Annotated in this window: 15 protein-coding genes and 1 pseudogene; 7 read left to right on the top strand and 9 right to left on the bottom strand. The window is 48.3% G+C overall.

Translation table 11 applies throughout. The features are described from left to right. Nucleotides 1–173 precede the first annotated feature (173 nt). The gene (locus EGO56_RS20815) at nt 174–626 is read left to right on the top strand and encodes a GNAT family N-acetyltransferase (RefSeq protein ID WP_135911041.1); all 453 of its coding nucleotides are present in this window, start codon (nt 174–176) and stop codon (nt 624–626) included. A 3-nt stretch (nt 627–629) separates the two neighbouring features. Here EGO56_RS20815 and EGO56_RS20810 read toward each other — a convergent pair whose 3' ends face one another. Beyond that, a complete protein-coding gene (locus tag EGO56_RS20810; protein WP_135910916.1) occupies nt 630–1103 on the bottom strand; it encodes an Lrp/AsnC family transcriptional regulator in 474 nt (157 codons plus the stop codon). Between the two features lie 478 nt (nt 1104–1581). On the opposite strand from EGO56_RS20810, the gene EGO56_RS20805 reads away from it, so the two are divergent. Beyond that, nucleotides 1582–2208 (top strand): LysE family translocator, encoded by a 627-nt coding sequence (locus EGO56_RS20805; protein ID WP_135910915.1) that lies wholly within the window; start codon nt 1582–1584, stop codon nt 2206–2208. A 67-nt stretch (nt 2209–2275) separates the two neighbouring features. Here the strand turns inward: EGO56_RS20805 and EGO56_RS20800 are convergent, their stop codons facing one another. Beyond that, the gene (locus EGO56_RS20800; protein WP_135910914.1) at nt 2276–2746 is read right to left on the bottom strand and encodes a DUF1203 domain-containing protein; all 471 of its coding nucleotides are present in this window, start codon (nt 2744–2746) and stop codon (nt 2276–2278) included. Nucleotides 2747–3216: 470 nt separating this feature from the next. Between EGO56_RS20800 and EGO56_RS20795 the strand changes: the two genes are divergently transcribed. Further along, complete coding sequence (locus tag EGO56_RS20795; RefSeq protein ID WP_135910913.1) at nt 3217–4557, top strand: MFS transporter; 1341 nt, start codon at nt 3217–3219, stop codon at nt 4555–4557. Between the two features lie 1223 nt (nt 4558–5780). Continuing rightward, nucleotides 5781–6473, top strand: coding sequence for a LuxR family transcriptional regulator (locus EGO56_RS20785; protein ID WP_135910911.1), 693 nt, complete (start codon nt 5781–5783; stop codon nt 6471–6473). Between the two features lie 13 nt (nt 6474–6486). On the opposite strand, the gene EGO56_RS20780 is transcribed toward EGO56_RS20785, so the two are convergent. From EGO56_RS20780 to EGO56_RS20750, 7 genes and pseudogenes are all read right to left on the bottom strand, one after another. Beyond that, nucleotides 6487–7125 (bottom strand): acyl-homoserine-lactone synthase, encoded by a 639-nt coding sequence (locus EGO56_RS20780; RefSeq protein WP_135910910.1) that lies wholly within the window; start codon nt 7123–7125, stop codon nt 6487–6489. A 916-nt stretch (nt 7126–8041) separates the two neighbouring features. Beyond that, nucleotides 8042–8311, bottom strand: a pseudogene (locus EGO56_RS20775) (IS1-like element transposase); the annotation flags it as partial. An 87-nt stretch (nt 8312–8398) separates the two neighbouring features. Further along, nucleotides 8399–9652, bottom strand: a complete 1254-nt coding sequence (locus EGO56_RS20770) for a multidrug effflux MFS transporter (protein WP_135910908.1) — start codon at nt 9650–9652, stop codon at nt 8399–8401. A 243-nt stretch (nt 9653–9895) separates the two neighbouring features. Continuing rightward, the gene (gene fabF, locus EGO56_RS20765; RefSeq protein WP_238349033.1) at nt 9896–11218 is read right to left on the bottom strand and encodes a beta-ketoacyl-ACP synthase II; all 1323 of its coding nucleotides are present in this window, start codon (nt 11216–11218) and stop codon (nt 9896–9898) included. Between the two features lie 46 nt (nt 11219–11264). After that, nucleotides 11265–14354, bottom strand: a complete 3090-nt coding sequence (locus EGO56_RS20760; RefSeq protein WP_135910907.1) for an efflux RND transporter permease subunit — start codon at nt 14352–14354, stop codon at nt 11265–11267. Beyond that, nucleotides 14347–15462 (bottom strand): efflux RND transporter periplasmic adaptor subunit, encoded by a 1116-nt coding sequence (locus tag EGO56_RS20755; RefSeq protein ID WP_135910906.1) that lies wholly within the window; start codon nt 15460–15462, stop codon nt 14347–14349. The genes EGO56_RS20760 and EGO56_RS20755 overlap by 8 nt, the downstream gene beginning before the upstream one ends. A gap of 75 nt (nt 15463–15537) precedes the next feature. Continuing rightward, complete coding sequence (locus EGO56_RS20750) at nt 15538–16152, bottom strand: TetR/AcrR family transcriptional regulator (RefSeq protein WP_135910905.1); 615 nt, start codon at nt 16150–16152, stop codon at nt 15538–15540. An 89-nt stretch (nt 16153–16241) separates the two neighbouring features. On the opposite strand from EGO56_RS20750, the gene EGO56_RS20745 reads away from it, so the two are divergent. From EGO56_RS20745 to EGO56_RS20735, 3 genes are all read left to right on the top strand, one after another. Beyond that, the gene (locus EGO56_RS20745) at nt 16242–17699 is read left to right on the top strand and encodes an efflux transporter outer membrane subunit (protein ID WP_135910904.1); all 1458 of its coding nucleotides are present in this window, start codon (nt 16242–16244) and stop codon (nt 17697–17699) included. Nucleotides 17700–17784: 85 nt separating this feature from the next. After that, entirely contained in the window at nt 17785–18288 is a 504-nt protein-coding gene (locus EGO56_RS20740) for a hypothetical protein (protein ID WP_135910903.1), read from the top strand. Nucleotides 18289–18386: 98 nt separating this feature from the next. Next, complete coding sequence (locus tag EGO56_RS20735) at nt 18387–19172, top strand: SDR family NAD(P)-dependent oxidoreductase (protein WP_135910902.1); 786 nt, start codon at nt 18387–18389, stop codon at nt 19170–19172. The last annotated feature ends 13 nt before the right edge of the window (nt 19173–19185 follow it).

Genomic DNA, 19185 nt, shown 5'->3' with positions numbered 1-19185 from the left:
GATACCCACACGGTGACTGAGCGGCTGGCCGGATAGCACGCATGGGCCTGAGACACTGAATTATAGATGCGAAGTGCGGGGTTGGCTGGTATCAGGAGTAGCGGAGAATGCCCGGGGTGCATTTTGGTTCATCTCCTTTTATCCTGACGGTAATCATCAAAAAGGGTAGTAGCATGATAACGGTCGAAAAAGCAGATCCTCGCTCAGCAGAGTCTCAACTGCTGATAAGTAAATTATCAGCAGAACTCGCGGCGATTACAGGTGATGGTGGCAACAGTAACTTCATCATGGACTCCTTAGATAACGAGAAATCGCTCTGGGTACTCGCCAGAAACGACAACTGCGGTGCAGTAGGGTGTGGCGCAATCAGACCATTAACCGGACATGTTGCCGAACTCAAAAGAATGTTCTCAGATCGTAGTTCCCCGGCTATTGGTAGTGCTTTACTCATTTTCCTGGAAAACGCCGCCCTTGATATGGGTTATAGCCAAATCTGGCTTGAAACTCGCGCTGTTAACCATAAGGCTGTAAATTTTTATCTGAGAAAGGGTTATGAACGCATTGAGAATTATGGACCTTACGTGAATCGCAAAGATGCGGTGTGCTTTGCTAAAATCCTGAAGTGATATTTATTCAGGGATTTTCTTAATAGGGTAAGTGACGAGTGGTTTGATTTCTTTAAGCACAAACATGCTCTGCATTTCTTTGATGCCTGGCAATCTGCGTACCACTGACATGGCAAAATCAGCGTAAGAATCCAGATCTGACGCCACAACCTGTAGCAGAAAATCTGCATCTCCACCGATGCTATAGCAGGCAACCACATCTTCCAGCGCAGTAACTTCTTCTTCAAATTTTCTGGCCTCTGCCTCGCTATGACTATCTATGACGACGCGGATAAAAACCATCACGCCCAGGCCAATCTTTTTACGATCAAGAACAGCACGATAGCCCTGAATCACTCCATCTTCCTCAAGCTTGCGAACTTTGCGCCAGCTGGGAGACGCTGAAACGTTTATTTTCTCTGCCAGAACCTGGTTAGTGATGCGAGCATCGTCCTGCAAAATTGACAGGATTTTCATATCTGTCGGGCTGAGAGCCATATGAGGTAATTCCTTTCGTTCTAAGAGCTTTAGAGGGTAATTTTTACCTAAAAATCCGCATTAAGTAAATGATATAGGTAACAAATTTCCACATTATTGCTGCATAATAAATTCACTATCTCAAAAAGTTATTACACACATTTTCTGGGGATATGAATCTGCATTTAATCTATTCTGGAATCTTTATTTTAAATGGCGCATGGGATACTCCATCTTTCTTAGGCGCCCATGTAGATTGAGTCATGTACGTTCAGCAGTGTTACATCGATAAAATAACGGATGGTGCATGGCAGTTAATATCATTAAAACAGGCAGGCTTAATAATGGAGCCAGATACACGCGCCACTAACAAAAAAGAATTTAAATAAATAACTAAGGCTATTACTGCCTGAGTTACTCCGTTTTCATTCAGATCAGATATGTTTAAGAAATCATATCAAAAAGACCTTCCTGAAATTTAATACTAAAAGGAATAATCATGTCAGATACCGCTCAGATAATATCTTATATGGCTGCGCTCGGTTTAGCTGCCGCAATTCCGGGTCCGGGTATGACTGCATTAGTCTCTCGCAGTGTAAGTGGCGGGGCAGTGACGGGCTTTACAATGCTGGCTGGTCTTATTCTCGGAGACTTAATCTATTTATCTATAGCGGTATTTGGTCTGGCGGTGATCGCTCATACCTATACTTCTGTCTTCGCTCTGATTAACTGGGCTGCATCACTCTATCTATGTATGCTGGCATGGAAATTCTGGTGTTACCAGCCTCAGACTATAAACATTGCCCGGAAAGCAACAAAACGAGAACTGGCTTCAGCCTGGTTGTCAGGGCTGACCATAACGCTTGGGAACCCTAAAACCATCGCTTTCTATCTGGCTATACTGCCTCTGGTTATCTCTCTTGATAATGTATCGTTACAGATGTGGGGAGGAATGCTGGTGCCGCTAACTGTGATTGTCCTTTTGAGTGTCGGCGCGGTTTTTATACTTGCTGCGCTCAGAATACGCCACCTCCTCACCAGTGAAAAAGCGCAACGACGCCTTTTCCGTTCAGCAGGATCCATTATGATGCTGGCCGCGGTTGGCATGGTGATAAAAACGTTGTAAATGCCAGCACTTCATGGTCATCAGAATAGGATTTGGTGATCTGACAGATGCATCAGAGGTTTACTCGTCATTCACAACGCTCAGCGTAACAGGAATAGCAACCCCGCTTCGCATTATGTATCTGAACATAACTCAATTTCGGATCGGCAAAAAAACGGCGCAGCAGAACTTCAGCAAAGTTTCCTTCAGCTATGTCTGCCGCTATTAAAAAATGTTTTTTATCATAAGCACGTAATGACAGCACTCTGTTGTGCAGGACTTCGGGTAATTCGTTAACGTAAATGCCTTGTCGGGTGCATCCCTCCCAGACATAAATCGCCTGCGTGCCAAAATAGGGTGTGTCTGCAGGCTGATAAATGTGATTGATCAGAAGAGCGGTTTCACCCGCAGGAATATCACACAATGAGATTCTGTCGGGATAACCAGGATAGCACTCCACCTTTTGACGTATTGCGTTGTGTTCTTTCAGATAGCTATCGCTCTGTCCAAAAAGATGAGTAAATGGTCCGACATCCAGGCCTGAGATTTTAAAATTCATGATATCGCCTGTCGTTTTCAGCAGTGAAGAATGACGTTATCGGATATCGTGTGGCGAGACTCGCCGTTTTCGGTCAGGGATTTTAAGAACGAGACTGTCAGGGAGTTGCACTGGATGTGTTCCCCCCTCAGCCAGCTTTGATAACCTCACTCATGACAAACTTTTACGGATGTTAATACCTTTCCATCTGCAATAAGCCGTCAAATTGCCTTCACCCTTCTGCCCATCGCGCTTCTCTGGAAACTTGTAAAAAATTCCCTGAACGCCACCCCGTTAACGACATGTCCGTCACATAAAACAAAACTGCCATGTACTTTTTTGTGACAAATAACACAACCTCATTACATCCTCAGGCAGGGGCAAGATTTTATCGTGATAATGGTTTTACTCAGTACATTACTGTTTTACAGAGTACAACAAGCCGGTTTCTCCACTGCCCATAAGCCGATGACAAAATTGTGAGGATCATCATGTCTGAAAAACAGCACATCACGACATTCTCTGCTGATATTGAGCAGCAGACCGTTAAGAAGGTGGTCTGGCGCATTTTGCCCTTTCTGATTGTCTGTTATCTGATTGCCATCATCGATCGCGGCAACATCGGAATGGCTTCGTTACAGATGAACGAAGATTTAGGGTTGTCGAAAGCCGTATTTGGTTTTGCAAGCAGCCTGTTTTTTGTGGGTTACTTCCTGTTTGAAGTTCCCAGTAACCTCGCCATGCAGAAAATTGGGGCAAAGATCTGGATCTCTCGCATCATGGTGTCGTGGGGCATTATTTCGGTCTGCACTGCTTTTGTTGAAAGTGCCAACACGCTCTATATATTGCGCTTTTTACTGGGTGCAGCTGAAGCAGGATTTTTCCCTGGTGTAATTCTTTATCTGACGTACTGGATTCCGGGCAAGTACCGTGCGCGTGTGATTGCAACGTTCATGGTGGCAATCCCGGCGGCGAACTTTATAGGATCGCCTATCTCCGGTCTGATTTTGTCGCTCGACGGCTGGTTAGGCATGCGTGGCTGGCACTGGTTGTTCATCCTGGAAGGTATTCCGGCGGTGATTCTGGGGATTGCCGCTTTCTTCTTACTCAGTAATCGTCCGACCGATGCCAGCTGGCTAAATCAGGAACAAAAAGCGTGGCTGAGCACGACTATTCAGGCAGAAAACGAGAAGAAAAAAGCGATTGGTCATATCTCGCTATGGCAGTTACTGCGTCACAAGCATATCTGGGTGATGGCACTGATTTATGCGGGGGCTTCTGCGGCGGGATCAACCCTGAGCGTCTGGTCTCCGCAACTGCTGAAATCGTTCGGGCTGGATAACTTCACCACCGGTTTAGTCAATGCGATTCCTTACGGTCTGGCATCCATTCTGATGATTGTATGGGGCAGAAGTTCTGATCGGAGCGGCGAGCGTCGCTGGCATACCGCGTTAACGCTGTTCCTGATTGCAGGTGGTCTGCTCTCCGCCTTTATCACCAACAGCCTGACCGGCAGTGTTGTCATCCTGTCACTGGTATTAATTGGTGCCTACTCAATGAAAGGACCTTTCTGGGCGCTGGCGTCGGGATGGATGTCATCCACTACCGCTGCTGCGGGTCTGGCCGCTATCGGTGCGATGGCGAACCTGATTGGCGGAGGGTTAATGGTCAACGTTTACGGCATCATTAATCAGGCGACCGGCAGCCATACGCTGGCAATGATGCCACTGGCTATTCTCTGCGGCATCGGCGGTATTGCGGTGCTGGTTATGGGGCGCAAAAAAGAGTTAAACATCGAAGTTGACACTCACGCTTCGCCAGTCAGTAAATAACGTAGCATCACCTGCAGATGCTGAGCATTGCGTCTGCAGGTGAGTTCTTTCAGCTTTTACTGCCACAAGAACACTGTTTTAACTGCCAAAAAATTCCGAACATATCTTATGAACATTCGTCCAAAGATATTAAAATGTCGATGGACTCATTCAGCAGATACCAGATCAGGTTTTGTGTTTCAGGTGCACACTTTAAATAGTGATCTGACCCTACAAGTGAATTTAAATCCTCGCACATTAAAGTGATTGCTCAAAGCCTGCATCAGGCTGGAGCGAAGAAATAATTCCCTTTGGGCTGAAGCGTTAATATTATAGCCATCAGAAAGTAGATATATTTGATGGGGCAACTTATATAATTCTTGTTTTGCAAAGTTGGCAAGGATTAATAAGAAGGTTCAGCAGTAGCTCAGGATCAGAAAAACAGGATGCAATCCAGGAAGCACTTCGCTTAAAAGGCGTGTGGCAGGCGTCAATACCTGCTGGAAAATCCATGATCCTAATCCCCGCCTGTTGAAGACAGAGCCATACCTGAACATAAGAGAACCGGTCTGATACAACGCACTGAAAAAACTCATTTTATCAGTCTTGCAGAATAACACGCCTGCTTAGTCATGTTCGCCACAATCAGGCATAACAAAACCACAATGTTAATGGCTCTTTTCATCCAGACCAGCCGGGCGTTGGTTAATATGCGGGCTACAGGTATTAACGTCTAAAAGCATGTATACAAGCCATGAAACAGATCAACACATCGTCTGGTGTCTTCAACTGACTTTAACAGGCGTTTACACCCTACAGGGAATGCCTGAAACCAGCGATAGAATGATAATGCGTAAAGCAATGATGCATCTGCACCAGGCAATTGCCGCCTATCAAGCGGTTATGGTTCTTAAAATCTATTGCCTGTGCACTATCTTGTGACATTTCCTTACTGAGGATTTGTCAGGAAAGTTGCTGTTGTCGCTTCAGACAGGCCTGCATTATCCCGGACTCTCAACACTTATTCGGCTATTCCTATCGATCATGGTGTTCTGTCAACGTCCCGATAACCGTCAGCAATCCCATGAACCCATCCTGTCCTCACTGTCTTAAGGCAGAAATGAGTGCAATATTGCTGTATGATGTCGTCACTTCGATAAGTGAGTTGGGTAAACATACGATTCAATGCAGTTTATGAACCCGATTATACTTGTAAGCCACTAAACCTGAAGGTAGCAACTGACGTGAAGGATACCTACTACAACGACCAAAAGATAAATTCGTTAATCAAGGATGAACTGGATGCGTTCTTTGAGGATTATAAGGGTGTTATCTATGCATACGCTATTATGAATAAAAAAGACCCTTCGCAGATGCAGATTATTAACAACAACCCGGCGTGGTTTGATGTTTATCTTGAAAGGAAATATCAGTTTATCGATCCCGTCATTATCCGTGGTTTGCGCTGCGTTGAAGACTACTTTTGGGAAAATGAAGTTATTTTGTCAGAAGGTTACAATCTCACCAGGATTTTCAACGAAAGTTTTCAATATAACATTTATCGGGGACAGACATTTCCTCTGCATGATTACCTGAATAACCTGGTCGTGTTATCTGTTATTGGAAATAAGGACTTCGATTTTGATATGGATGAACATCGTTCAAAATTCATGAGTTTCCTTATTCATCTGCACCAGAAGACGCTCAATCTGTATAGTCAACACCAGCAGAAAAAGAATGCCTTTTTATCACCGCGTGAGCGACAGATTCTTAAGTGGGTCAGCGACGGCAAAACATATGCTGAGATTGCTATTATTTTATCTATTGCAGAGCGCACGGTAAAATTTCATATGGGTAATGTAATGAAAAAACTCGGTGTTAATAACGCAAGACATGCGATAAAACTTGGCGCAGAACTCCGCTTACTGGAAAACTGAGCCAGATACTTCTTTAAAGATGGCGTAAGTGCTGTAGCTTCTCACGCAGCCAGTCAGAGTGTTTTTCCTTAAGGATGATATCCTCAATGACACTATTGTTAGCAGGCATAAAAATATAGTAGATAACTTCTCCCTTTTCAGAAAACCCTTTTTGAATTACCTCTGTTTTCCAGTTGGCGTGACGAAAGATGGCATACATGCCACGACTGACCACTGCGTACATTCCTGAATATTTCTTCTTCATGCAAAAAATAATCATTGCAAGAAATAATGCTTTACTGGCAGGTAAATTATCCAGTTTTGCAGCGTCACGTCTTTCTTTGTCTAAAAACAGGCGAGTAATTTCACAGCAGGGAATATCGGTAGGGAGACGACATACTCCTGAAAAGTACTTATGGAAAATTTCGCTCATCATCGTCGGCTGGGTAGAGTCTATGAATCGTGCACCACATAGCAATTTTCCGTCGTGCATACCCAGTAAGTAAGTTGTGTTTTTGTTGTCAAAAAGGTCCTTTTCCATGCCGTCAATGCATTCGACTTCCCAGTCGAGTCGATCCCGAAATGTTTTTCTTCTGAGCCGGTATAACTCATTCGCCTGTTCAACCGACAATTGATCATAATCACGCAAAAAAAAATCAACAGCAGAACCCATTAACTCGCCCTCAATAATCACATGATGAAACTATCGCACCTGCCCTTTAGGACAGCTTTTATTATATCGTACAGGTCTTATAATAAAAATGTACCTGACCACTAAGCACTTTCATTGCCCGGCGGTCAGGCGGTCAAAGACCAATGCAACACCAGGGAAAACCAGACGAGATTATGTGATATTCGAAGTCTCGCGTACAGAGTGCAAAAAGCATTCAAATAATAAAAATACCAGAATACGAAAAAAGTCAAATAACCATCATTAATTTATTGCCCCTTATTGTTTTAAGGGGCAAAATTTCCTGTTCAGTTAATCCAGTTAAGCAATGAATGTAAAATTACGCATTGAGTGAGCAACATTGCTGTTCATTTGATAGCCAATGCAGTCAGTCTGCCTGACAGCACTTCGGGATGAGTCTGTCAGCGGTATTTTAAGTAATAATTAGTTGCTAATAACGTTTTTATTTTCTTAATTTCAATAAATTTCCTGGTTTCAAAATCGAGCCCAGCCATTCTGAGATTATCCGTCTTTTCGACCGTTATCAGCTTGCTGACAGTTATTTACTATTTTCCTCACATAGAAATATCTCTGATTCAGGTATTCATCCTCAATGCGGCCTTCGACGTTTCCATCAAATTGGCTCACCAGTTAAATTAAGCGTAACTTACATCACTGCTCAATTTGAATAAATTATTGATCCGCTTTGTGTAAAAATCTGACCTGGCTCATATCGCGTTATGGTTAAATACCAGGCATTAATTAGCATAATTGTGTGAATTCTGTCGACTAAATCTCAACAGGTTGTGGTCTGAATATGGATAGACTTACTAACGATAAACTTACATTTTTATCCAGTCCGCACATAAGTTGGCTTCGGCATAAGCGACAGACCAGGATATCACCTGCTTTCGTGTGACTTTTTTAAAGTCTGCATGACAGTGTTTGTAGCCACTTTTAGTTTTCTTGCGGTATCCCTGACTCCTGCTCCATTTATGGACATGTCGACGATCTGCTCTTTAACGCCGGGTTTTCTGGCTTCATAGGTATATGACATCTGGAAAACGCGTCCACATATCCGGCAGCGAAATCGCTCATGTTGGGAAGAACTGTGACCATGCCGATAGACTTTATATGAATAACAACGAGGGCATTGAACCGAAACATTAGTCAAACAAACCTCAATCATCTGAGTTTTAATAGAGAATTGTATCGATTGAAATAATGCCCTTTAGCCAGATAGGGCCCGTATTAATCGATTTTAGTGCAGACACGTCTAAGTATCCGGGTCCCTGTTAGTCAACTCGCCCGTTTTAGGGCGCAGCAAAAACAACACCAGCGAGCCCAGGCATGCAGTTGTCTGGATAACGCCAAGTGCGATAACTGCCGGTATAGATAAAACAGAACTAAGCCAGGTGGTGATGGCAGCGATCGCCATTGTCAAAAATCCCAGCAATGAGGATGCGAGACCTGCTTCTTTTCCTACAGGACCCATTGCGATAGCTGTGCCCAGCGGGTTACCCAGACCCATACCCCATAAAAAAGTGATCATGGAAAGGGTATACCATCCCAACCCCGGATCCTGCGGGCCAATAAGCAGCATAATGCCGCCTATAAGGGCAATAAAAATACCAAGTGAAGCAATTTTTCCACCCCCGAAGCGATGTGCAAGTCGGGGACCAGAAATCCCTGCGGCAAATACCACAAAGACTGTCGCGAAAAAGAACATCCCGGCCTGCAGAGGGGATAATCCCATCCCATTCATGAGAATGGCGGGTGCCGCGGCAAAGGATGCAAACAAGCCACTCATCAGCAGGCTTATTGCGAGTGCAGGAAAGATAAACGTTACGTTCACGGACAGGCTGATATATGCCTTAAGGACGCCGGTAAAAGAACGCCTGACTCTCCGCCCGGCAGGGTGTGTTTCTCCCAAAATGTTAACGTAGAAAATTCCCACCGCGAGAGCCAGCAGGCTGACCAGAATAAAAATTGACCGCCAGCCCAGAGTAATGGTGATCAGGCTCCCCATCAGAGGAGAAAAACCAGGGGCTGTTGCTGTCGCAATCATGGTCAGAGAAAGCGCCCGAGACAGCCTTTCACCTTCAAAAAGGTCACGGGAGATAGCCCGGGCCAGAACGGAAGCGGCACATACTCCGGCCGCCTGGATAATACGCCCGACAATCAGCATATCAAGTGAATCTGAAAGACCACTGATGATTGTTCCAATAAGGAAAATCGTGAGCCCGCCTGTAACAATTTTTACCCGCCCATAGCGATCAGACAACGGTCCGACGACAAGCTGCGCCAGCGCAAAGGTAATAAAGAAACATGACAGCGTCAGTCCAAGCTGACGCGCGGACACACCAAATTGTGCACCTATAGCCGGAAAGGCCGGAAGAATAATATTCGTGGACAGCGTACTGATTGCGGACAGACCGGCAATTGTCACAATAATTTTTCCGTTCAATTGCCTGGGTTCCGGTAAGCTTTCGTAAGGTTCAGTGACTGACTTTAATTTTTCTGGGTTCATGTCATTCTCTGTGGCGATAATTTAAAAATCTGCTGACTATCTGATTGCCTGACAGTAACGCAGGATCTGCACCCGATATCGGGCACAGAACCTTAAGCTGAATATTAAATTGTGAACAAATTAATATGCTGACGTTAACTGAAGCCTGTATTTTTATATTACTGGTTACGCGACACTCATTATTCAACATCAGAGCGTTACGCCACCTGAGTAAATCTCTTACAGGCAGCCCTGATATTCATATTAAATGGCTTCCCAACGGCGAAAAAGAACACTGGCATTCACGCCGCCAAATCCAAATCCGTTTGATAACGCATGCCGGATGGCAGAATAACGTGCCTTCAATGCAACCAGGTCCAGACCTTCACCTGATTCATCGGAATTATGTAAATTCAGCGTCGGCGGAATAATCTGGTCACGCAGAGCCAGTACGGTAAAGATGGCTTCAATACCGCCAGCTGCGCCCAGCAGATGTCCGGTAGCCGACTTGGTCGAACTGATGGCGACTTTACTGCCTTTACCAAACACGGATTGGATCGCCGAGAGTTCACCTTTATCACCGACCATAGTTGAGGTGGCATGAGCATTGATATGCTGTACATCATCAGCACTTACGCCTGCCTGGGCTAACGCAAGCGCAATGGCTCTGCGGGCTCCGCTGCCGTCTTCGGGGCCGGCGGTAAGATGCCATGCATCGGCGCTGGTACCATACCCTACCAGTTCAGCCAGGGGTGTTGCCCCCCGACTCAACGCGTGTTCTAAAGACTCAATGACCAGTATGCCGGCACCTTCGGCCATCACAAAGCCGTCCCGATCGGTGTCAAACGGTCTTGATGCTTCGCCAGGTTTATCACCATTATTTGTAGAGAGTGCGCGTGCTGCCGCAAAACATCCCAGCGTAACGCGATCGATTGCAGCTTCTGTACCTCCACAAACCGCAATATCGGCTTCGCCGGTTTTAATCAGCCTTGCCGCATCACCGATAGCCTGCACACCTGCAGCACATGCCGTTATCGGCGCACCGATAGGTCCTCTAAAGCCATGCTTTATTGAGACATGACCTGCAGCCATATTTGCAAGAAAAGAGGGCGCAGTGAAGGGTGATAAGCGGCGTGGTCCGCGTGTATCGGACGTTCTGACTGCGTCCGCAATCGCGCCGAATCCCCCCACTCCTGATGCAATCACTGTTGCAGTACGCTCTTTCTTGTATTCATTATCTGGCTGCCAGTCCGCCTGAGTGAGGGCTTCCTGAGCCGCAATGAGAGCAAACTCAATGAAGCGATCCATTTTTTTGCGCTCTTTGGCAGTAATATACCGCTCCGGCTCATAACCTGCGTCAGGGTCCTCTGTGAGTGAGGGCACCTGTCCGGCCACGGTGACGCCAGTACCCTCTCTGATTTCAGGAGGAAGTACTGTTATTCCCGACCGACCCTCAATAAGCCTGCGCCAGACGGTTTCCGTACCACATCCTAAGGGGCTGACAATACCGCAGCCGGTTACGACTATTCGTACGGAATTATTCTCATTCATTGTAAAAACCTCATGTTCTTTTTTGCATAGCGTCATGCCATAAACCGGTATGCAGGGGAACGTGTTCCCCTGCGGTTAATGGTTATTCTTCGGCTTTACCATCTGCGAATTTCTGATTTTCAGGGCGTATCCTGAACCATATGGCATACATTGCAGGCAGGAAAACCAGGGTAACGATGGTGCCAGCAAATGTTCCGCCTATCAGCGTATAAGCCAGTGTTCCCCAGAAAACAGAATGCGTAAGCGGTATAAAGGCCAGAATAGCGGCCATTGCTGTCAGTAATACGGGTCGGGCACGCTGAATTGTTGCTTCAACGACGGACTCAAAGGGTGTCAGCCCTTCATGCTCATTGTGATGGATCTGCCCTATCAGGATTAATGTATTGCGCATCAGAATCCCCGACAGCGCGATGAGTCCTACCAGCGCATTAATCCCGAACGGCTGATTGAACAGCAGCAACGTCGGCACAACGCCAATCAACCCCAATGGCGCAGTCAGAAACACCATCACCATCGCTGACATTGACCGCACCTGCAAAATGATGATCAGAAGCGTAATGGCAATCATGATCGGGAACAGCGGAGCCATTGCCTGAGTCGCTTTACCGGACTCTTCAGTGGGTCCTCCCTGCTCAATGCGGTATCCGGCCGGAAGCTTAGCGATAACAGGCTGTAACTGTTTCAGAATTTCAGCGGAAACATCCGGCGGCTGCATGGTGTCTGCAATATCCCCCCTTACGGTAATCGTCGGGGTACGATCGCGACGTCGTAGTATCGGATCTTCCATTCTTACTTCAACATCGCCAATCTGAGACAGTGGAATGCGCTGGCCTGACGACCCCACCAGCGTAAATCCGGCTATTCTTGCAGGATCGAGTCTGATATCGCCTGCTGCACGACCCATTACCTGTACTGAGCGGATATCTTCACGAACGGACGTAACAGGTACGCCAGAGAGCAGGAACTGGAGTTGCTGCGCAACGGCATTCGAAGTCAGACCTACTGCCTGAAGACGATCCTGATTCAGCGAGAAGTGCAGCGTCGGCACGCGCTGTCCCCAGTCCGTGTTCACGGTCCTCATGTCTGGACTGGCCAGCATGACCGCCTCAACTTCGCCTGCAATCTCACGCAGTTTATCCGGATCAGGTCCCATCACCCGGTAAGCCACTGGATAAGGAGAATAAGGACCGAAGACCAGTTGCGTTGCGCGGACACGTGCTTCAGGAGCGAGTCCGCTGGCTGCGGCTTCACGTAGCCGTTCCTTGAGAATATCGCGGGCATCCTGGCTGTCGGTCAGAACCACAATCTTCGCAAATGACGGGTCGGGAAGCTCCGGTGCCATCGCCAGATAGAAGCGGGGTGAGCCCTGTCCGATGTAAGAAGTGACAATTTTTGCCTCTTTCTGCTTTTTCAGCCAGTCTTCGATTTTCGCTGTGGTCGCGCTGGTCTGCTCAATTGAGGTGCCGTAAGGCAACTGAACCTCAATTAACACTTCCGGACGATCTGATGTCGGGAAGAACTGTTTCTTTACCAGCCCCATCCCGAGAATGGCCACCGTAAAGACGATGATAACCGTCCCGGCGACTATCCATTTTCGTGCAATAACGCGGGCCAGTAACCGGCGAAAACGGTTGTAGCGCGGGGTATCGTAGATTGCGGCGTGTCCGCCGGGCACCGTTTTGATCTCCGGCAGCATTTTCACCCCCAGATAGGGTGTGAACACCACTGCTACAACCCATGAGGCTATCAGGGCGATACCCACAATCCAGAACATGTTACTGGTGTATTCACCTGCGGTAGACTGCGCAAAGCCATTAGGCATAAAGCCCACTGCGGTCACCAGTGTACCTGCCAGCATCGGGGCAGCAGTATGGCTCCACGCATAGGCTGAGGCTTTAATACGGTCGTAGCCCTCCTCCATTTTTACAACCATCATCTCAATTGCAATGATGGCATCATCCACAAGAAGTCCCAGGGCCAGAATCAGTGACCCCAGGGTTATGCGATCGAAATTTTTACCTGATGCCTCCATGATGATGAAAACGACCGCCAGCGTCAGAGGCACGGCAGCGGCCACCACAACGCCCACACGCCAGCCCATACTGACAAAGCAGACCACCATGACCACAAGCAGCGCAACGAAGAATTTGATCATAAATTCATCGACAGCAGAGCTTATGTTGACGGACTGATCGGTGACTTTCGTCAGCGTCATGCCGAGCGGCATGGATGCGTTGATACTGGCCGCTTCCGCATCCAGTGACTTGCCCAGTTCAAGGCCATTCCACCCCTCCCGCATGATAATGCCCAGCAGAAGAGCAGGTTCACCCTGATTGCGTATCAGAAACGTGGCAGGATCCTCATATCCGCGCTCAACAGTGGCAATGTCCGACAGCAGCAGCGTTCTGCCATTAACAACGACGGGCGTTTTACGTATCTGCTCCAGTTTGTTAAAAGCACCGTCAAGACGAATAAATACCTGGGGTCCCTGGGTATCAATTGAGCCCGCGGGCGTGAGGATATTCTGGCTATTCAGGGCTGAAAATATGTCCTGAGGCGAAACCCCCAGCGTGGCCAGCCTGTCATGGGAAAAAGAGACAAAGATGCGTTCGGTCTGCTCACCGATAATGTTGACTTTTTTTACGCCCGGCACATGAAGAAGCCTCTGGCGCAGTGATTCTGCATCGCGTACCAGTAAACGCTGAGGCTCACCTTTGGCTTTCAGAGCAAAGAGGGAAAATGTGACGTCCGAAAACTCGTCATTCACCATCGGTCCGATGACGCCTGCAGGCAGATTTTTTGCCTCATCTCCCAGCTTTTTACGGGCCTGATAGAACTCTTCCTGTACCTGTGAGGGTGGCGTACTGTCCAGCAGAGACAGCATGGTGAACGCCATCCCAGGGCGGGTATACGTTTCGCTACGGTCGTACCATTTAAGCTCCTGCATACGCTTTTCAAGCGGTTCAGCAACCTGATCCTGCATTTCCTGTGCCGTCGCACCGGGCCATGCAGTGATGATTGTCATCTGTTTGACGGTAAACGGCGGATCTTCTGCCCGGCCCAGCTCAAAAAAAGACAGGATGCCTGCAACCGTTATCAGAATGATCAGGAATAAAGTAACGGAGCGTTCACGAACCGCGAGCGCAGAGAGATTGAAGCGGGAGTTACTCATGTGGCTGGCCCCCGGCAATGCTGCCGTCACCCTGACGGGCAACGCGTATAGTTTCGCCGTCATGCAGCAGGTGAGCGCCAAGCGCAACCACTTCTTCACCGCCACTGATCCCACTTGAGACTTTTGCCATATCGTCACTCAGGCCCTCTACACGCACTGCCCGCCAGGAAACCCGGGCTGGCTGACCGGTAATAACCCAGACTCCCGGACCTTTTCCCTGGTCAGAGAGTGCGGCTATGGGTATCTGCATTACCTTACGTGAAGCCTTTCCATCCGCAATATGCAGAGTGACTGTGGCGCCCAGCGGTGCGTTAGCCAGCGCTCCCTCAAGCACATATCGGGCTTCAAAAGTGCGAGTCAGAGGATCGGCTGCATCGGAAAGCACGCGAAGTTGCGCACTGACGGACTGTTTTTTATCGCCGTACAACGTCGCTTCAGCCTGGCTTTCAGGCGCCGGCCTGAGCGTTTCAGGAAGCTGGACCATGGCTTCACGCTGGCCGGCCCTGGCTAATCTGATCACCGGCTGACCTGCGCTGACCACCTGACCCGGTTCAGCAAGCGTATCCATAACGACGCCATCAGCATCAGCCAGCAATACGGCATAACTTTTTGCATTCAGTGCAACGTCAGCCTGCGCCTGCGCAGCGCTGAGGTCGGCTTTTGCCGTGTCTGCAGCGGCCTTTATCTGATCATAAGCTGATGCTGAAACAGCGCCTGCTGAGACCAGGCCCCTGTAGCGCACTTCGTCCTGAGAAGCTTGCCTGGCGCGGGCACGTGCAGCAGCAACAGCCTGCTGCTGAGCCTGTACCTGCAGGCTGAGATCAACAGGATCGAGACGCATCAGCGGCTGTCCTCGCCTGACCGTTTGGCCTGTATCAACAAGGCGTTCGAGAATTTTGCCCTGTACACGGAAGCCAAGGTCACTCTGCGTACGTGCAACTACCACGCCGGTGAAAGAACGGTATGCATCGTCAGCTCCCGCCACCTTTACAGCCCTTACCAGGGGGGGGTGCGTGCGCGGGTCATCAGTACCGGAATTATCGCCACAGGCTACCAGGGCTAATGGGAAAAGGCAGACAGCTAAGTTGACAGGCTTGATCCTGAGCATGGGTTACCTGAATAAAATAATAGGAAGGTAACCGCATTCTTATACCTGTGACTGAATTTGTCAATGGTCACATATTCAGGGAGAAAGACTTCTTAGTATCAGGGCAGAAAGGAGAACGGCGGCTGAAGCAGCTGTTTCAAGATTGTACTGTAACTGAACAGGACTGATGTAAGGTTTCATGAGGAGAAAAATAGCCTTCGTCGCTTCATCAAGAGGGGTTTTTCGCTCAAACTGTCCCGCATGTCGCCCTTCAACAATAATATTTTCAATAAGTTGTCGAATCCGCTCTTCGTGTATTTCGGCGGATGGCCACTTGTCCCTGGCGGCCACGGCGGCAATGTCATAAAGCCTGCGGTCGTGAAAGAACAGGTCGCTTCCGGACTCCGTCAGTGCCCGCAGCAGTTGCCTCATCTTTTCCGATGCCGTCGGCGCTTCTGCAACCGCAGAGTTAACATTCTTCATAATCATATCCAGACGATTGGCGCAGATGACTTCACCAATAGCCTGTTTTGACCCAAAGAATTTATATATATATGCCTTTGAAAAACCTATTGATTTTGCCAGGTCTGAAACAGTGGTTTTCTCATAGCCAAAATGCCCAAAGTGCTCGGTCGCAGCTATGACCACCTGATCACGAATGGCGTGTTCAGAAGGTCCCCTTGAGGGGGGAGGAGTCGTATGTGTATTCATATTTTCAACTTAGCCTGACAGCGGTTGATTGACAACGGGTGACCATTTGGTAATGTAGTCACAAATCATATTCGTCTCAAGGACTATTCATGCTCCACTTACGTCCCTTTGCACTCGTGTTGACTGCAGGTTTACTGACGGGCTGCACAGTAGGACCGGATTATTATCGTCCGGATGCACCGCTTGCAGAACGCTACATGAATGAGTCAGCTGTTCTGCAGAGAAGCACTTCACATTCCGCCAGTTTTGCTGAGTGGTGGGAAGGATTTAACGATCCGCTTTTGAGTCAGTTCGTGACAGAAGCACTGGCACAAAACCTCGATATTGCGCAGGCAACCGCCCGAATGACGCAGTCAGGCGCGGGACTAGGAGCCGCTACAGCAGCGCTTCTGCCATCAGCAAACGTCAGCGGTCAGGCGGGTAGGGCATATCAGTCGACCGAAACTCCGCTGGGCCAGGTCCTGAGTTCAACGCCGGACTTCAATCGTTATGGCAATAGCTATGAAACCGATCTCAATGCCAGCTGGGAGATTGACCTTTTTGGTGGTCTGCGACGCGGTCGCGAGGCTGCTCTGGCTGATTACCAGGCTTCTGAAGCGGGAGTGATCGCCACACGCCTTGCTGTTGCTGCTCAGACTGCTGATATCTATATCACCCTGCGTGGATTACAGACCCGGCTGGACATCGCTGAGAAACAGATAAGAACGCAGCAGGATTTACTGGAAAAGGTGAAGCTCCTTCAGATAAAAGGTCTGGCTCCCGGCTATCAGGTTCGTCAGACCGAAGGGGCTCTCGCACAGGTACAGGCAACTGTGCCGGTTCTTCGCACAGGTCTTGACAACGCAATGAATGCGTTAGACGTCATGCTCGGTACGCCTCCGGGTACTCATCGTAAAGCGTTATCCTTGCCGGGAGCCATTCCGCAGGCTCCGCAGATTACCGATACAGGAACGCCAGCTGATCTCTTACGCCGCAGACCGGACATTATCGTGGCAGAGCGCAATCTTGCAGCCTCAAATGCGCGTATCGGTGTCGCTGTGAGCGAATATTATCCGAAGTTTTCCCTCAGCGCATTACTCGGCAGCGCAACATCGGTATCAAGCGGTAATCTTTTCTCAGGCGGTGCCAGCCAGGCTGCAGGCGTGGTGGGGTTGCGCTGGCGGCTCTTTGATTTTGGACGTATTAACGCTCAGATAGATCAGGCTAAAGGCCAGGAAGCTGAGGCTCTGTCGGCGTATCGGCTGTCGGTTTTACGTGCAAGTGAGGACGTTGAAAATGCGTTCTCGTCACTCATTAACCGTGAAATGCAGACCGCCATTCTGACCCGCGGAGTAACCGCACTGTCCGGAGCGCGCCAGTCTTCTTTTATCGCATGGAAACAGGGTACCGCAAGCCTGATCGACGTCTTACACGATGATCAAAATCTTCTTCAGACTTCAGACGCCAGAGCACAGGCTCAGACCGAGAGCGCGCGCGCAGCTGTCGCTGCTTTTCGGGCACTGGGTGGCGGCTGGCAGCCACCTGCGATTAACGCTGATGCCCGATAAGCTACGGGAAAATCAATCCGGCACTATCCGTCTCGAATTATCACTTATAAGCACTGTTGTTTATGGCCTGCGGCCCGGAGAGTGTATGAGCAGAGTAGGATTTATCGGCCTCGATGAGTTGTCCGAAGGCATAATAAGGGCGATTTTTAGTTCCGTAACTGAAGCGCAGGTATTTCTGTATCCCTCTGACTGCAGTCACGTTCAAAAAGTAGCAAGAGGTTATCCCTGCTGGACGCTGGATGACTGCAAGTCAGTTTCAGAGGAATCAGAAATAGTTTTTCTCAGTACAGCTTGCAATAACCTGACTCAGATATCTGAAAACCTGCATTTTAATAATAACCATACTGTAGTTTCGCTGAACCCGAACCTGTCTGTTCAGCAATTACGTCTTCTGTTTCCCCGCAGCGATTGCGTCAGGATGACGATGATTGCCCTCAAGGAGAGCAGTAAAACCGTGACTGTTTTTACTGACAACAACCAGCCGCTTCAGCAATTTCTTTGCGAGGCGGGATTGCAATTTATTGCAGTCAGCGAAAATCATTTTAATCTCATACTTATGTTAGCGGTTCACAATCTCGCCAGATTTTAAGCAGTTACATCATTAAATAAACCCTCTGATAGCTGATTCTGTCATCAGACAGGTGAGGCTAAGCGCTGTTATTAAAAATCAATCCTGGAGAAGTTTATATGAAGAATACAGATGCTGAGTGGGTACTCATTACCGGTGCCTCCGGAGGGTTTGGTGAAGAATTTGCACGCCAGTTCGCCGCTCAGGGAAGGTCGCTGATTCTTGTAGCAAGAAGACGCGACAAAATGGAGTCACTGGCGCAGGAGGTACGTGAGAAGTACAAAACTGACGTCATTGTAGAGCAGGTTGATCTTGCCAGCATTGACGCAGTCAGTGATCTTCACCGGCGTCTCAAGGCGCAGAATATCCATGTTGAAACACTGATAAATAATGCAGGTTACGGGCTGCAGGGTCGTTTTCTTGACCATTCTCTGACTGATTCGCTGAATATAATAAATCTTGATATCGCCAGTCTGACTGCGGTTACCCGGCTTTTTGCAGATGATATGAAGAAAGCAGGAAAAGGCCGTATTCTCATGGTTGCAAGCCTGCTGTCTTATCAGGGGGTTAAAAATTTCGCCGTCTATTCAGCAGCAAAAGCTTACGTGCTGAGATTTTCGGATGCTCTTCATCGTGAACTCAAATCTGAAGGTATTACCGTTACCGCTCTGTGTCCGGGCATGTCTGACACAGGTTTTGCTGACGTAGCTCAGCAAAAGCTGACCCCCATGCTGAAAAGCGTCATGATGAAGCCGGCACCCGTTGTTAAAGCCGGAATTCATGCTTTGCAGGCCGGAAAGATGAGCATTGTTCCGGGAATAGGTAATAAGGCAATTACCTTTTTTACCTGGGCTACCCCCCGACGACTCCATCGGGCAGTTATGTCATATGTAATGGGTGTGTAGAATATAAAAATCA

The sequence above is a fragment of the Pantoea vagans genome, from assembly GCF_004792415.1.
GTDB lineage: Bacteria > Pseudomonadota > Gammaproteobacteria > Enterobacterales > Enterobacteriaceae > Pantoea > Pantoea vagans.
The sequence above is the reverse complement of the archived record's forward strand: the minus strand, read 5'-3'. Positions and strand labels throughout refer to the sequence as shown.